This is a genomic window from Georhizobium sp. MAB10 (assembly GCF_045012825.1).
GTDB lineage: Bacteria > Pseudomonadota > Alphaproteobacteria > Rhizobiales > Rhizobiaceae > Georhizobium > Georhizobium profundi.
Window position 1 is genome coordinate 2,927,707 of the sequence record NZ_CP118314.1, and the last position, 15,032, is coordinate 2,942,738.

The window sequence follows — 15,032 nt, forward strand, 5'->3', positions numbered from 1 at the left end:
ACAGACTGAAGGCATTCGGTGCCTTCAGGCCGCGTTGCTGCGGGTCGACTGGGGGCCGTCCTCGTCGACCAGCATGATCAGCGCGTCGTCATATCCTGCTTCGACCAGCGCTTCGAATTCCTCAGCGATGATCGGGGCGTCCGGGTCCACCACCGACATCACGACAGTGATCGGCCGGTCTGCGAGCATCTTTTGGACAGCCGTGATCTCTGTGCTGCCGCACTCGACGATGATCGTGTCGTAGGCATCCGACAGGGCTTCGATGATCATGGCGATCCGGGATGCGCCGCGCATGGCGGTCTCCGGATCGGCCGTTCCAAGCGGGATGATATCGGCAGATGAGGCGTAGTCGGCGTGGATCGACTCGGCGATCGAGACCGATCCGCAGAGAAGGTCGGTAATGCCAGGAAGGCCCGCCCCTGCCATGGTTGCTCCCGGCAGGCCGGCGCCGGTCATGTCGATCGTCAGGACGCGATGGCCGCGATCGGAGACGGCGCGCGCCAGAAGAACGGCGCCGAGCGTCGCTGCATCGCCTTCCGGGGAAATGCCGGCGACGACCTGGACGCGCTTGGAGATCAGGGCGGCCGCAACGCCATCGACCGAAAAGTCCTCTTCGTCCTCGGCCACCGGGAGGGCGCCAGCCTTGGCGATCGTAGGTGCCGGCTGTGTCAGCGGCTCCGCCGGATGTGCAGGCGCTGCGACCGGTACAGCTTGAGTGGATGCCGTCAGGGGCTGGTGGGCAAGGCTCGCTGTCGCCGTCCCCGTCGTCGCGATGCGGCTGGGTTCCAGCGGTGTCGTTTCCTCACGCATCTCATCCACGACAACCCGTTCGCGAAGCGCCCGGCCGGAGAAGAGCTCGATCAGCAGGATGATGATCATGTGGATGAGTGCCGTAGCCAGCATCGCGACAATGACGGCCGGGATCACCTTCGGGAAATAGGGCTCGCTCGCTACGCCAGCACGGGAGATGATGCGGGCATCGGCCGGCAGCGCGTTGGCATCGCCGCGCGAGACCGTCTCACGGAAACGGGCGAGATAGGTTTCCAAGAGATCGCGCTCGGCACGCGCTTCGCGCTCGAGTGCGCGCAATTCGACTTCGTCGGTGCCGGCTTGCGCCGAGCTCTGCTTCAAGACGTCGAGCTGCTCTGCCAGTTCCGCTTCGCGCAACCGGGCAACGGCGGCATTGGCTTCCAGGTTGGCGAGCGCCTTGCGCACTTCCTCGTTCAGCTGCGTCCCGATGCCCGAAAGCTGCGAACGCAGGCTGCGGATGCGCGGGTGGTTGTCGAGAAGCGTGATCGAGAGGTCCGAAATCTGGCCTTCGATTTCCGACTGCCGCTCACGCAGGCGCTGCAGCAGTGGCGAGTCGACGACGCTGCTGACGGCATCGGCCGACTGGCCTGATTCGAGTGCAGAGCGAACATTGGCGGCACGCGCCTCGGCATCGGCGCGCTGCGCGCGGACCTGTGAGAGCTCGGTCGTCAGGTCCGACAGTTGCCGCGTCACGAGCGTGTTGTTCTCGGTCACGAGCAGGAGACCATTGTCTGCCCTGAAGGCTGCGACCTTGGCTTCCGCATCGCGTACGCGGCCACGGAGTTCCGCGATTTCCGGCTCGAGCCAGGCGGCAGCATCGGCATTGGAATCAAGCTTGGCGCCGCTCTGCACCTGCAGATAAGCGCCTGCGAGACCGTTGGCGACAGCCGCTGCCAGTTCGGGGTCCTGCGAAGAGAACTCGATCGCGATCACGCGCGAATTCTGCACCTGGTAAACCTGCAGATTTTCCCGAACCGCTTCAAGCACGCGCTGCTGCGCACTGGCATCGATCGGATCGCTGCCGATGCCGAGCAGCACGAGGAGGTCGCCGATCATCGATGGCTGGCCTGCCGGATCGAATTCCGCGCGGCTGCCAAGATCGAGCTCGGTGATCACCTCGCGCAGAAGGTCGGAGGATCGGATAACTTCGACCTGGCTCGCGATGGCCTGCTCGTCGAGCACGAGATCCCGCGTCTGACCGCCCTCACCCGTCCGCGACAGGGCCGAACCGCGCTCTTCGATGAGGATGCGGGCTTCGCTGCGATAGAGCGGCGCCATGGAACTGGTGGTGAAATAGGTCAGCGCGCCAACGATGAGCACACTTGCCGCAATGGCGAACTTGCGCGCCCAGAGCGCGGCGGCCAGACCGGCCAAATCGATATCGACATCCCCGCGTGACGATAGATTGCCGGACATTCTGGGCTCCTTCAGGATCTCCGCGAATACTGGGCGCAGCGGCGCACGCGCGGAATGCTTCAAGGGCGACCGTAAATAATCATGGTAACTCAACCGTTAATTTCGTCGACGATCCGCGTGAATGCTTGGATACATCTTCTTTCAGCGCCTCTTTACCGGCCATTAACCCTAACAGTTCGATAAGAGGAGGAGCCTTGATCGGCCGCGTCGAACGCGCACGGACGGATACTCATGATCGCGATTTCTCGCCCACGGGCGCTGCTTCTCACTCTTGCCGCTTCGCTGCTGCTTGGCGGATGCTCCGGTTACCGGCCGGCACCGGAGGGATTCAGCGCCGCAACCATCCAGCCTTACCAGTTGGATGCGGGTGACCGGCTGCGCATCACCGTCTTCGAGCAGGCGAGCCTGACAGGCACCTATTCCATCGACCAGGCCGGCTACGTCGCCTTTCCGCTGATCGGCTCGGTACCGGCGCGCGGCCGCTCGGTGCAGGAACTGGAAGGCGCCATCGCTGCAAAGCTGCGCGAAGGCTATCTGCGCGATCCGGACGTCACGGTCGAAGTCGACCAGTACCGCGCCTTCTTCATCATGGGCGAAGTGGGTGCTGCCGGCCAGTATTCCTACGTGCCCGGCATGACCGTGCAGAACGCCATTGCGATTGCCGGTGGCTTCACGTCTCGCGCCAATCAGAACGATGCCGACGTTACCCGCAAGATCAACGGCGAGGTCATCACCGGCCGCGTACCGATTTCCGATCCCATCGTTGCCGGTGACACGATCTACGTCCGCGAGCGGCTGTTCTGAGCCAGATGTCCAATCAAGGACCGCTGCGCATCATTCACTGCTTTCGATCGCCCGTCGGCGGGATTTTCCGCCATGTGCGCGATCTGGCGGAACGCCATAGCCAACAGGGACATGCCGTCGGCATCGTCTGCGACAGTTCAACAGGCGGCGCTTACGAAGACGCGCTGTTCGAAAGCATTCGTCCGCATCTGGCGCTGGGTCTGACCCGGCTGCCGATGCAGCGGTCCATCAGCCCCAGCGATCTCAGCGCCGGGATGAAGAGCTACAGAGAAATCAAGGCATTGCGGCCGGATGTGTTGCATGGGCATGGCGCCAAAGGTGGCGCCTATGCCCGGCTCGCCGGCACGTTCCTACGGGCATCTGGATATTGCGTAGCCCGTTTCTATTCCCCGCATGGCGGAAGCCTGCATTACGACCCCGGCTCGACCAAGGGCCGCGTGTTCTTCGCGATCGAGCGCTTCCTGGAACGCATGACGGATCGGCTCGTCTTCGTCTGCGACTACGAGGGCAACGTCTACGGGCGAAAGATCGGACCGCCGCGCACCGCTTCCCAAACGGTCTATAACGGCCTGCGCCCCGCCGAGTTCGAGCCCGTTGGGTTGAGCGCGCCCGCAGTCGACTTCCTCTATATCGGCATGATGCGGGACCTGAAGGGCCCGGATGTCTTCATCGACGCCTTCGTTGAGGCGGAGCGCCTATCGGGGCGATCGCTTTCGGCCCTGATGGTTGGCGACGGCGACGACAAGCCGCGCTATCAATCGACACTCCAAACACTCGGTTTGGCAGACCGAGTCACCATGCGCCCCGCCATGCCGTCGCGCGAGGCGTTCGCGATGGCGCGGACGGTGGTCGTGCCGTCACGAGCGGAAGCAATGCCCTATATCGTGCTGGAAGCGGTTGCCGGTGGAAAGCCGGTCATCGCCACCCGCGTCGGCGGTATTCCCGAAATCCTGGACATAGACAGCGCCGCCTTGGTCGAGCCAGGCAGCGCCCCCTCGCTTGCAGCGGCAATGTCGGGGGCCATTCTGGACCCTTCGAGCCTCAACGCGGCCATGCCCGATCGGGCACAATTCGCGCAACGCTTCTCGGTTGAAACCATGGCCGACGGCGTCATGTCCGCCTATGGAGCAGCGCTTGCCGAGGCGAAGGCACGGGGCCTCAAACGCTTCCCATCAAGCCTTTCTTAGCTCCTTCCTGATAGGCGTTGTGGATCGATGAAGAGGTCCGCGCGCTCATGAAGAACGAGAAACGTGCCCCGCTGTTCGACCCGCAGGCGCTTCGCGAGCAGCTCGCCAGCAGCGAAACCGGGCCGACAGCAGCGCCTGGGGCAAGCGCATCTGAGGAAACGCGGCGGCTGGCTGACCAGATCGCTTCGCAGCTGCGCGAAGAAAGCTATTCGCCGCGCATGATCGTCGGGCTCCTGCGCCTGTTCGAATTCGCCGGGCTCTTTCTGGGCGCCATGGGCATCTATCTGATCTACGTGCTGCCGCAGGAAGCCTTTGCGATCAGCTACCCGACATCCATCCTCATCGGCTCCCTGCTTGCCGTTTTCCTCATCCAGGCGGCTGACGCCTATCAGGTTCCGGCGCTTAGAACGCCGATGCGAACGCTCAAGCGCGCTTTGATCGCCTGGTGCGCGACGATCGCGATCATGGCGGTGGCTGCCTTTTTTCTCAAAATCGGCGAGGAATTCTCGCGCCTCTGGATCGCGGGCTGGTTCCTCTTCGGCTGCGCGTTCCTCTTCGTCAGCCGCCAGTTCACCGCCTTCGCCATCAAGCGCTGGGCACGCGACGGGACGATGGAACGGCGCGCCGTCATCGTCGGCGGCGGAGAGACCGCCAAGACCCTCATCCGCCAGATCGAGCAGCAGCCGAACAACGATATCCGCATCTGCGGCCTGTTCGACGATCGCGACGAGGCCCGTTCGCCAAGCATGGTCGCCGGCTATCCGAAGTTGGGAAACACCACGGACCTCGTGGATTTCGCCCGCCGCGCGCGCATCGACATGCTGATCATTGCGCTGCCGATCACGGCGGAGGCACGCGTTCTGCAGCTGTTGAAGCGGCTGTGGGTGCTGCCGCTCGATATCCGACTGGCCGCCCACACCAACAAGCTCCGCTTCCGGCCGCGTTCCTATTCCTATGTCGGCGACGTGCCGATGCTGGATATCTTCGATCGACCGATCCGCGATTGGGATTCGGTTGCCAAGCGCATCTTCGACATCTGCTTCTCGCTGGGTGCGCTCCTGGTTCTCTGGCCGGTGATGCTTGGAGCCGCGATCGCGGTGAAAACGACATCGAAGGGTCCGGTTCTCTTCAAGCAGAAGCGCCATGGCTTCAACAACGAGGAAGTCGAGGTCTTCAAGTTCCGGTCGATGTACACGGAGATGAGCGACCCGACCGCCTTGCTCGCGGTTACCAAGAACGATCCGCGCGTGACGCCTGTCGGCCGCTTTATCCGCCGCACGTCGATCGACGAACTGCCGCAGCTCTTCAATGTGCTCAAAGGCAACCTCTCGCTCGTCGGCCCTCGCCCCCACGCCGTGATGGCGCAGACGCGCGACCGGCTCTTCGTCGAAGTGGTCGATGGCTACTTCGCCCGTCATCGCGTGAAGCCAGGCGTGACGGGCTGGGCGCAGATCAATGGCTGGCGCGGAGAGATCGACAGCGACGAGAAGATCAAGCAGCGGACGGCCTACGATCTCTACTACATCGAGAACTGGTCGCTCTTCCTCGACCTCAAGATCCTGGTCCTGACACCGCTGCGCCTGCTCAATACGGAGAACGCCTATTGAGCCTCGTCGGCCATGCCCATGAGACGTTCAGGCCGGCTTCTGCGCCGGTCTCTCAGTCGTTCCGGATCGTCGGTGCGGCGATGGTGGCGTTCGGCGTGTTCCTCTCCGGCTTCGTCATCAACGAGCCGGCGCCCTACGAACTTTTCATGGTCGGCCTGATCGGGCTCTGGGCCGTCTTCGGCATATCCCTGTCGCGCGCGATTATGCCGCTGATCGGGCTGCTGATCCTCTTCAATGTCGGCGGGCTGATTGCGCTGACCCAGATGGCCAATCTGGACGGCGGGCCGCTTTACATGGCGGTGTCGCTTTTCTTGGCGCTGACCTCGATCTTCTTTGCCGTCATCATCGAGGCCGACCACCGTCGACTGAACCTGATTTTTCTCGCCTATGTCTTTGGCGCGTTGGCAACCGCCATGCTCGGCATTCTCGGCTACTTCGGCGCGATTCCCGGCGGCGAGATGTTCACGCTCTACGATCGCGCGCGCGGCGCCTTTCAGGACCCTAACGTCTTCGGCCCCTATCTCGTGCTACCGGCGCTCTATCTCATTCATAGCCTGCTGACCGGCAAGATCACGGCCGCACCGCTGAAACTCGGTGCCCTCCTCATTTTGACCTTTGCGATCTTCCTGTCCTTCTCGCGTGCCGCCTGGGGGCTCTACGCGGTCAGCATCGTGATCATGGTCTTTGCCATGCTGATCAGCTCGCAGAGCGCCAAGTTCCGGCTTCGTATCTTCACGCTGGCGCTCTGCGCGGTCCTCGCGATGATCGGCGCGCTGGCTGTGGCGCTGCAGTTCGATGCGGTGTCGGATCTCTTCACGGTGCGCGCCCAGCTCGTGCAGGACTACGACGGCGCGCGCTTTGGCCGTTTCGAACGTCACAAGATCGGCTTCATCCTGGCCATGGAGAAGCCGCTCGGCGTCGGTGCCGTTGTCTTCGGCACGATCTACGGCGAAGACACACACAACATCTGGCTGAAGGCGCTGATGGACTACGGCTGGCTCGGCTTCGTCACCTATCTCGGCCTGATGATTTGGACGCTGACACTCGGCTTCCGTTACCTGCTGCGCGACCGGCCGTGGCAGCCCTTTTTGCTGACGACCTACATCGTCTTCTTCGGGCACATCCTCATCGGCACCGTGATCGACACGGATCACTGGCGCCATTTCTATCTGCTGCTTGGTATTCTCTGGGGATGCTTTGCGCTGGAAGCGCGGTATCAGCGCGAACGCGTCAGGTCTGCGGCTTCTTCTGGCGCCCGAGCAGCAGCGGCACCAGCGCGGTCAAGATAAAGAGCCGCATGACGTGATGGGCGGCCACGAAGGCCGGATCCGCGTCGAGCAGAACCGCCATCGCCACCATCGCCTCCACCCCGCCCGGCACGAAGGCGATCAGCACCTGCGTCATCGGCAGGCCGAGCGAGATCGCGATGATGGCCGCAAAAGCTCCGGCGAGCGCCGTCGCCAGCACGGTGATGGCGAAACCTGCCGTGACCGAGCTCTTCAGCATCTGTGGTGTCACGCCTGAGAAGCGCGACCCGATCATGGCCCCCATCACCAGGAAGGCCGGCATCTGAAGCCAATTCGGCATGACGCCGGACACGATGCCGGTGAGATGGGTGAAGGTCGAAATCACCATGCCGCCGATGAGAAGCGCCGCCGGAACCTGCAGCTTCTTGAACAGCATGCCTGCAGCCAACGACGCGACGAAGATCAATGCAATCGCGAGCGGCTCCATTGTCGCCAGCGCGGTGCTGGGCAGATCGGTGCTGCCGCCCATCGCGGTGATCGCGACCGGGATGATGAGCGTGATCGCCAAGACGCGGATCGACTGGACGATGCTGACCTTGCGGATATCAGCATCGAGGTCGGACGACAGCGACAGGACATAGGACAAATGGCCGGGCGCCGCCGACAGCAGCGCCGTGTTTCGATCGTAGCCGTGCGCCCGCATGAGGTAGCGGCTCGTTGCGATCATGATGACGACGAGGCTGAGTGCCAGCACGATGAAACTCGCCGGCCACTGGCGCGCGGTGTCGATGACCTCCGGGGTCACACCAGTCCCGATGCTCATGCCGATCATGATGAGCGCGAAATTGACGAGCGGCATCGGCAGGTTGAGCTTGGCCCCTGCAACGCCCGCGAGCGATACCGCCGCAGCCGGGCCGGTCAGGAACGGCGCCGGGAAGCCGATCAGCGAGGCGATGGCCGCTCCGACAGCGGCGATCGCGAGGATGATCGCCGTGTCGCTGATCTGCCGCATGGTCACCAAGTGTGGCTCACATCGGCACCGGGTAGCGCCGATACACGGCCTGAATGTCGTCCAGCACATCGTCGCCGAGCGTCACATCGACGGAGGCGATGTTGGTGCGCAGCTGTGTCATCGTCGTCGCGCCGATGATCACGGACGTCATGAAGGGCCGGGTTAGACAGAAGGCGAGCGCCATCTGGGATGGATCGAGCCCGTGCTTGCGCGCAACCGCGAGATATTCCTCGACGACGGCAAACGAAATTTCGCCAATGCGGCCACCGAGATCCGGCGTTGCCGCGCGGCGTGTGCCGGCTGGCGTCACGTCACCCTGGTATTTGCCTGTGAGAAGGCCCGCGGCGAGCGGCGAATAGGCAAGCAGGCCGACATTGTCGTGATGGGCAAGCTCGCCAAGATCGAGATCGAAGATGCGCTGCATCAGGCTGTATTCGTTCTGGATCGACTGCACGCGCGGCAGGCCGCCCGCTTCTGCAATCTTCAGATACTGCGCCGTGCCCCATGTGCTTTCGTTCGACAGCCCGACATGGCGCACTTTGCCAGCCTTCACCACCTCGTCCAGCGCATGCAGTGCTTCGGTGATGTCATCCTGCGCCTGCTGCCTGTCCTGCTTCGAGGGATCGAAGCTCCAGGACTGGCGGAAATGATAGGAGCCACGATTTGGCCAATGGAGCTGATAGAGATCGATGTAATCCGTCTGCAGGCGCTTCAGGCTCTCGTCCACGGCCTCCAGAATGCCGGCGCGATCGATCTTGCGACCACCGCGCACATAGTCCCTGCCCGGCCCGGTAATCTTCGAGGCGATCACCACATCCGAGCGGCGGCCGGAGCGCGCGAGCCAGCTGCCGATGAAGCGCTCGGTGTCGCCCATCGTCTCCTTCGACATGGGGTTCGTTGGGTACATCTCCGCGGTGTCGATGAAATTGACGCCCTGCTCCACCGCGTAATCGAGCTGCTCGTGTGCCTCAGCCTCGCTGTTTTGCGTGCCCCAGGTCATCGAGCCGAGACAGATGGCACTGACGTCAATATCGGTGCGACCGAGCTTGCGGTAGATCATCGCGCATCCTCATGCTTGTCGTGAAAAGCCATGCGGCGGCCGCCACCGGCAGTTCTCTTCTTGACCAGCCGCCACCGCTTTTTCAACCCCTTGGGTGGCGGAGGCACTCATTCCTTGCGCCGGTTGCCGCGTGAGTGCGGTTGATCCAGCGGCCCGGCAGCGCCATGTTCCATGCCGTGCCTACTGGAACAGGAGATCGCATGTTCATTGCCATGAACCGCTTCAAGGTAAAGTCCGGGTCGGAAACGGCGTTCGAGGATATCTGGAAGAACCGCAGTTCGTCGCTCGCCGACGTGCCGGGCTTCAAGGAGTTTCATCTCCTGCGCGGGCCTGTCCATGAGGATGAGGGCTACACGCTTTTCGCCTCGCACACGATCTGGGCTTCGGAAGCGGCGTTCAAGGACTGGACGAAGTCGGACGCGTTCCGCCAGGCACATCGCAATGCCGGCGATACGAAAGCCGAGTATCTCGGCCCGCCGCAGTTCGAGGGTTTTACGATCGTTGAGGGGGCATGAAATTGGGGGGAGAATGGTCGGAGCGGCGGGATTCGAACCCACGACCCCTTGACCCCCAGTCAAGTGCGCTACCGGGCTGCGCTACGCTCCGACCTGCCTTCGTGAAGGCTCGGACTGTCTAGTCGTTCACCGCGATCAAGGCAAGCCCGCCCCAGCGCAATTCCAAGCGCAATTTCATGGGGCGGCGCGCCGCTGGGCCGATGGCTTACCGAACCTGGTCCAAAAGTCGTTTGCATTCCAAGAGATCGTACAGCGCCTCCTGCAGCAGCGCCTTGTTTTCCTTCGACAGCGCAGCGCTGTCGGTCACTGCAGCCTTGTCGCCCTCGCCGCCGAAGCCGAAGAATCGGCGACCGGTCGGCACTTTGGGGCGGCCGATGACCTGATCCGGCTCGGCAACCTCGATGCTCGGCGCATTGGTTGCGGCTTCGGCGGTCAGCGCCTCCATCGACGCGACATCGCCATTGCCGACAGCGATGACGAATTTCGGGCCGTTCTGCTTCAAAAGCTTCTGCACGCCCTTGATGGTGTAGCCTTGATCGTAGAGCAGATGGCGGATGCCCTTGAGAAGCTCGATATCGTCGGGCCGATAATAGCGCCGCCCGCCACCGCGCTTCATCGGCTTGATCTGGGTGAACCGGGTTTCCCAGAACCGCAGGACGTGCTGGGGCAGATCGAGGTCGTCTGCGACCTCGCTGATCGTGCGAAACGCGTCTGGACTTTTTTCCATGCCAACCTCCGTCGCAACGAGGGGCACCACATCGAGGGGGCCTAATGGCATGCATTTCAATCGCTTGCCGGACTTATTTCAAGCCCCAGGCGCATGTGGTGCACAGAATTCGGTGGAGCGACCTTGGCCGGTCAGGCGGTGGAAGCGATCTTCTGTCCGGTCTGGCGGACGCGGTGGGTCTTCAACACGCGCTGCTTCAGTACGTTCGAAGCCTTGAAGGTCATGACGCGGCGCGGCGAGATCGGCACTTCCTCGCCCGTCTTGGGATTTCGACCGACGCGCTCGTTCTTGTCGCGAACCTGGAACGTCGCGAAGGACGACAGCTTGACGGTCTCCCCCCGCACGATGGCGTTGCAGACTTCTTCGATGACCATCTCGACCAAGGCGGCAGATTCGGTTCTGGAAAGGCCCACCTTGCGGAATACGGACTCGGCCAGGTCAGCTCTGGTAATCGTTTTTCCGCTCATAATCCCGTTCCGAAATGTCGAAAACGAATGTCAAAACACGTTCCAATGAATTGAGATTATTGGCCTTTGAGCGACGCGTCAAGGAAGCACGCCTGATGCTTTCGGAGCGGGCGCCGATCACCAGCGAACGAGGACGGCACCCCAGGTGAAGCCGCCGCCCATGGCCTCGAGCAGGACGAGATCGCCCTTCTTGATGCGGCCATCGGCTGCAGCCGTCGCGAGCGCCAGCGGGATGGAGGCGGCAGACGTGTTGCCGTGACGATCGACGGTGATGACGACCTTCTCCGGCGCGATGCCGAGCTTCTTGGCCGACGCGTCGATGATACGCACATTGGCCTGATGGGGAACGAACCAGTCGAGATCGTCCGAGGACAGGCCGGTGGATTCGTAGGAAGCCTCGATGACATCGGTGATCATGCCGACTGCATGTTTGAAGACCTCGCGGCCTTCCATACGCAGATGGCCGACGGTGCCGGTGGTGGACGGTCCACCGTCGACATAGAGCTTTTCCTTGTGGGAGCCGTCGGAGCGCAGGTGGGTCGTCAGAATGCCGCGATCGGCAACCGTCCCCTCGCCTTCCGCGGCCTCGACCACGAGCGCACCGGCGCCATCGCCGAAGAGCACGCAAGTTGTGCGATCGTTCCAGTCCAGCAGGCGCGAGAAGGTTTCAGCGCCGATGACGAGAGCGCGTCGTGCCATCCCTCCCTTGATGTAGAGATCGGCTGTCGTGAGCGCATAGACGAAGCCCGTGCAGACGGCCTGAACGTCGAAGGCTGCGCCATGCGTCATGCCAAGGCGTGCCTGGATGTTGACTGCCGTGGCAGGGAACGTGTTGTCCGGCGTGGAGGTGGCCAGGATGATCAGGTCGATGTCGTCGGGTGTCAGCCCAGCATTATCGAGCGCAGCCCGTGCGGCCGCTTCGCCGAGCGATGCCGTCGTTTCGCCCTCGCCTGCGATGTGACGCTGGCGGATACCGGTGCGCTGGACGATCCACTCGTCGCTGGTCTCGACCACATTTTCGAAATCACGGTTCTGCATGATGCGCTTGGGCAATGCACAACCAACGCCCCGGACGACTGTTCTGATCATCAAATTTCCCGTTCCGGCAGAGATGGACGCCGCGTCAAATCGCGGCTTCGGCCCGTGCCAGCGCCGGCGCCCGGCGCGCGTGATAGAGGTTCAAATCCGCTTCGATCTTCTTGCGCAGATCGTTGCGCGCCATGTCGAGCCCGACTTCGACGGCAGCCGCGAAGCCTTCCACGTCGGTACCGCCATGGCTTTTGATCACGATGCCGTTGAGGCCGAGAAACACACCGCCATTGCCGCGGCGCGGATCCATCTTCTCCTTCAGCCGCTGAAAAGCATCGCGCGCAAACATGTAGCCGATCTTGGCTCGCCATGTGCGCGACATGGCAGATTTCAGGTAGGACGCGATCTGGCGGGCCGTGCCTTCAGCGGTTTTCAGCGCGATGTTGCCGGCAAAGCCTTCGGTCACCACGACATCGACGATGCCCTTGCCGAGATCGTCGCCTTCCACGAAGCCGTGATAGTCGAGATCGAGGAACTTGGCCTCGCGCAGGAGCCGGCCTGCCTCCTTCACTTCTTCCTGGCCTTTGATTTCCTCAACACCGATGTTGAGGAGGCCAACAGTCGGCCGCTTCACGCCGAAGAGCGCGCGGGCCATGGCCGCACCCATGACGGAGAAATCGATCAGCTGCTGGGCATCCGCGCCGACCGTCGCGCCGACATCGAGCACGATGCTCTCGCCTTTGAGCGTCGGCCAGATCGCCGCAATGGCGGGACGTTCGATGTTGGCCATGGTGCGCAGGCAGAATTTGGACATCGCCATCAAAGCGCCGGTGTTGCCGGCCGAGACGCAGACATCGGCCTCTCCGCTTTTTACCGCCTCGATCGCCTTCCACATGGAGGAGCGCCAACGGCCCTTGCGGAGCGCCTGGCTCGGCTTGTCGTCCATTCGAACTGCGATCTCACAAGCTTCGAACCGGCTCGCCGCCTGCAATTTCGGAAAGCGTTCCAGAACCGGAAGGCACTGCGATTCGATCCCGTAGATGATGAACCGCACGTCTGGATAGCGCTCGAGAGCCTTTGCAGCGCCCGGAATGACCACCGCAGGGCCTTCGTCGCCGCCCATCGCATCGAGGGAAACTGTAATCACGCTATCTCGTCCAATCTGCTTTCGGGGGCCGAACGGCTCCTGAGCGGGGCCGAAAATACTGTTTTTGCGCCGTCACACAACTCGACAGAGGCGAAAAAGAAGCGGTGTCACCAGAATGAGCGGCCGTGGCTTGCTTTGCCGCGGCGCTTTCCATTCTCACTGGCTGTCGCCCTTCCAGCCCTTCAACACGGCGAATGGCGACGGTCTGGCGTCAGGCTCTGTGCCATCGCTTTCGATATGTTCGACGAACCCGACCCCTGGCTTCCGGGGATATTGGTCGATCGACATCGCGGCATATTCCGCGGCGACTGCGCCGGCATCGATCGTATCGCCGGCGAACACCTCCGGCAGATCGGGGGCATCGGCATCGATGATCAGCTCGCCGTTGACGGCTTCATTGCGGGCGAGCTTGGACCCTTCCGGCACGAAGAGCACTTCGATCTCTTCCTCGATAGTCTGCTCGATCGGCTCGAGCGTCACCACGCAGGCCTGCTCCAGCACGGCATGCACCGTGCCGAACAGGCGGATGCCGTCGCGCTTCCAGCGCACCACGGAAAAGTCTGCGGAGAATGCGCTGACGGAGAGAACGCCCCATGTCTTGGCCAGGGCAGCACGTTCGCGCTCATCCGCCTCCATGTGGACGGTGATCGGGTTGGCCGAAACATGGCCGACCTTGACGGCGAACGAAAATGGCTGAACGGGGTCTCTCATACGGCCTCCCTCACTTCCGGCACGACGAAGGACAGGCGCCCATCCATGATCGAGCCATCAGGCTGACCGGCGAGATGCGCCTCCAGCGCAAACAGATGATCGGCCAGTGCGTGCATGCCCCGTCCCTCGGCGCTATCGCGGGAAAATGGGAGCGTCGGGTGGACATTGCGCGACAATGCTTCCGACAGGGCAACCCGGTCGCCCGCGTTGAGCGCCACACTGTAGGATTCGACGCGGCCGTAGAACATCTTGGCAAATTTCTTCATGCGCTTCGGCACGCCGGTATCGCCGATGCCGATCTCACGGATCGAATGGTCGATGTCCTGGAAGAACGTGTCGACCATCTCCTGGGTAAAGGCGCGGAGTGGCCCGTCGGCCTGGCCGGCACGACGCAGGAACAGCACCATATGCATCGCCACCATCTCGAAACGGCCCATGACTGTGTCGGGCACGCCGAAGCGCTCATAGAAGAGCGGCTGACGTGCCGCTTCGGTCAGATGCACATAGGTGTCGTCGACGACGCGCTGGTTGGTCTTTCTGCGGCCGAATAGCGAAAAAATCATCAAATCGCCCAGGTCTCGGTTTCTCAAGGAGCCGTGCCCGCCTCGGGCATGTTGCAACTCAACGGCGGCTGGTTTACCGAAGCGAGCCTGAAAAGCAAATGGGCTGCGGTGGCCAACACTGCGCCGCACACTGTCGCCGGCAATTCTTGCAGTGACAGGATCATGAAGGGAGATGTCGTTGACGCGACGGTATTTCAAGTATGGCGGTACGATCCTGCGTGCCGGTGTGGCTGTTGTCGCACTGTCCGGCGCCATGGTCGTCTCGGGTTGCTCGACATCGGAAGTTCTGAAGCAAGGCTACGTGCTCGACGAGGACACGCTGGCTCTGGTGCCGGTCGGCTCCAGCCGCGAACAGGTTCTGCTTTCGCTCGGCACGCCGTCCACGACCGCGACTTTCGACAATGACGAGGTCTTCTATTACATCTCGCAGACGCGCAGCCGTCCCGTCGCCTTCATGAAGCCGCGTCTCGTCGATCAGCGCGTGCTCGCCGTTTACTTCTCATCCGAAGGAATGGTTCGTCAGATCGCCAATTACACATTGCAGGATGGTCGCGTGTTCGACCTGATCTCGCGCACGACGCCGACCGGCGGGCGCGACCTCACCTTCCTCGGCCAGTTGCTTGCCGGACCCGGCGAAGGCGGCGGCGCGGTTCCGAACCCGTTCGGCCAGACGAGCGACGGCAACCCCTACTGACGCCGCGCTTGAGTTCACATACAAAAAAGGCTCCGA

At 62.6% G+C, this 15,032-nt stretch carries 15 protein-coding genes and 1 tRNA gene; 6 read left to right on the forward strand and 10 right to left on the reverse strand.

All coding sequences use genetic code 11. The features are described 5' to 3' along the window. Positions 1 to 24: 24 nt before the first annotated feature. Positions 25 to 2,226, reverse strand: a complete 2,202-nt coding sequence (locus PU133_RS14010) for a GumC family protein (protein WP_404862184.1) — start codon at positions 2,224 to 2,226, stop codon at positions 25 to 27. Positions 2,227 to 2,457: 231 nt separating this feature from the next. Here PU133_RS14010 and PU133_RS14015 point away from each other — a divergent pair, with 231 nt between their 5' ends. The 4 genes from PU133_RS14015 to PU133_RS14030 all read left to right on the forward strand — a co-directional run bounded on the left by PU133_RS14015 (position 2,458) and on the right by PU133_RS14030 (position 7,113). Then, positions 2,458 to 3,030: a polysaccharide biosynthesis/export family protein gene (locus tag PU133_RS14015; RefSeq protein ID WP_126010711.1), complete on the forward strand. Its 573-nt coding sequence runs from the start codon at positions 2,458 to 2,460 to the stop codon at positions 3,028 to 3,030. Positions 3,031 to 3,035: 5 nt separating this feature from the next. Continuing rightward, the gene (locus PU133_RS14020) at positions 3,036 to 4,217 is read left to right on the forward strand and encodes a glycosyltransferase family 4 protein (RefSeq protein ID WP_404862185.1); all 1,182 of its coding nucleotides are present in this window, start codon (positions 3,036 to 3,038) and stop codon (positions 4,215 to 4,217) included. A gap of 47 nt (positions 4,218 to 4,264) precedes the next feature. Then, positions 4,265 to 5,824, forward strand: a complete 1,560-nt coding sequence (locus PU133_RS14025) for an undecaprenyl-phosphate glucose phosphotransferase (RefSeq protein ID WP_404862186.1) — start codon at positions 4,265 to 4,267, stop codon at positions 5,822 to 5,824. A gap of 80 nt (positions 5,825 to 5,904) precedes the next feature. Further along, positions 5,905 to 7,113, forward strand: coding sequence for an O-antigen ligase family protein (locus tag PU133_RS14030; RefSeq protein WP_404864546.1), 1,209 nt, complete (start codon positions 5,905 to 5,907; stop codon positions 7,111 to 7,113). On the opposite strand, the gene PU133_RS14035 is transcribed toward PU133_RS14030, so the two are convergent. Both PU133_RS14035 and PU133_RS14040 read right to left on the reverse strand, forming a co-directional pair. Next, positions 7,055 to 8,083: an AbrB family transcriptional regulator gene (locus PU133_RS14035; protein ID WP_404862187.1), complete on the reverse strand. Its 1,029-nt coding sequence runs from the start codon at positions 8,081 to 8,083 to the stop codon at positions 7,055 to 7,057. The genes PU133_RS14030 and PU133_RS14035 overlap by 59 nt on opposite strands. Before the next feature lie 16 nt (positions 8,084 to 8,099). Continuing rightward, positions 8,100 to 9,143 carry an aldo/keto reductase gene (locus PU133_RS14040; protein WP_404862188.1) on the reverse strand — a complete coding sequence of 348 codons (1,044 nt, stop codon included), beginning with the start codon at positions 9,141 to 9,143 and terminating at the stop codon, positions 8,100 to 8,102. 200 nt (positions 9,144 to 9,343) lie between these two features. On the opposite strand from PU133_RS14040, the gene PU133_RS14045 reads away from it, so the two are divergent. Continuing rightward, positions 9,344 to 9,658 (forward strand): antibiotic biosynthesis monooxygenase family protein, encoded by a 315-nt coding sequence (locus PU133_RS14045; protein ID WP_404862189.1) that lies wholly within the window; start codon positions 9,344 to 9,346, stop codon positions 9,656 to 9,658. 14 nt (positions 9,659 to 9,672) lie between these two features. Here PU133_RS14045 and PU133_RS14050 read toward each other — a convergent pair. The 7 genes from PU133_RS14050 to PU133_RS14080 all read right to left on the reverse strand — a co-directional run bounded on the left by PU133_RS14050 (position 9,673) and on the right by PU133_RS14080 (position 14,302). Beyond that, positions 9,673 to 9,749 (reverse strand) — tRNA-Pro (locus PU133_RS14050). A gap of 114 nt (positions 9,750 to 9,863) precedes the next feature. Beyond that, the gene (locus PU133_RS14055; protein ID WP_404862190.1) at positions 9,864 to 10,385 is read right to left on the reverse strand and encodes a MerR family transcriptional regulator; all 522 of its coding nucleotides are present in this window, start codon (positions 10,383 to 10,385) and stop codon (positions 9,864 to 9,866) included. Between the two features lie 131 nt (positions 10,386 to 10,516). Next, on the reverse strand, positions 10,517 to 10,852 hold the full coding sequence (locus tag PU133_RS14060) for an integration host factor subunit alpha (protein ID WP_126010718.1): 336 nt from the start codon (positions 10,850 to 10,852) through the stop codon (positions 10,517 to 10,519). A gap of 117 nt (positions 10,853 to 10,969) precedes the next feature. Beyond that, a complete protein-coding gene (locus PU133_RS14065; RefSeq protein ID WP_404862191.1) occupies positions 10,970 to 11,941 on the reverse strand; it encodes a beta-ketoacyl-ACP synthase III in 972 nt (323 codons plus the stop codon). 34 nt (positions 11,942 to 11,975) lie between these two features. Beyond that, positions 11,976 to 13,028, reverse strand: a complete 1,053-nt coding sequence (gene plsX / locus PU133_RS14070) for a phosphate acyltransferase PlsX (protein ID WP_126010720.1) — start codon at positions 13,026 to 13,028, stop codon at positions 11,976 to 11,978. Positions 13,029 to 13,184: 156 nt separating this feature from the next. Then, positions 13,185 to 13,739 (reverse strand): YceD family protein, encoded by a 555-nt coding sequence (locus PU133_RS14075; protein ID WP_404862192.1) that lies wholly within the window; start codon positions 13,737 to 13,739, stop codon positions 13,185 to 13,187. Further along, positions 13,736 to 14,302, reverse strand: a complete 567-nt coding sequence (locus PU133_RS14080) for a ubiquinol-cytochrome C chaperone family protein (RefSeq protein ID WP_404862193.1) — start codon at positions 14,300 to 14,302, stop codon at positions 13,736 to 13,738. The genes PU133_RS14075 and PU133_RS14080 overlap by 4 nt, the downstream gene beginning before the upstream one ends. A 178-nt stretch (positions 14,303 to 14,480) precedes the next feature. On the opposite strand from PU133_RS14080, the gene PU133_RS14085 reads away from it, so the two are divergent. Next, positions 14,481 to 14,996, forward strand: a complete 516-nt coding sequence (locus PU133_RS14085; protein ID WP_404862194.1) for an outer membrane protein assembly factor BamE — start codon at positions 14,481 to 14,483, stop codon at positions 14,994 to 14,996. The last annotated feature ends 36 nt before the right edge of the window (positions 14,997 to 15,032 follow it).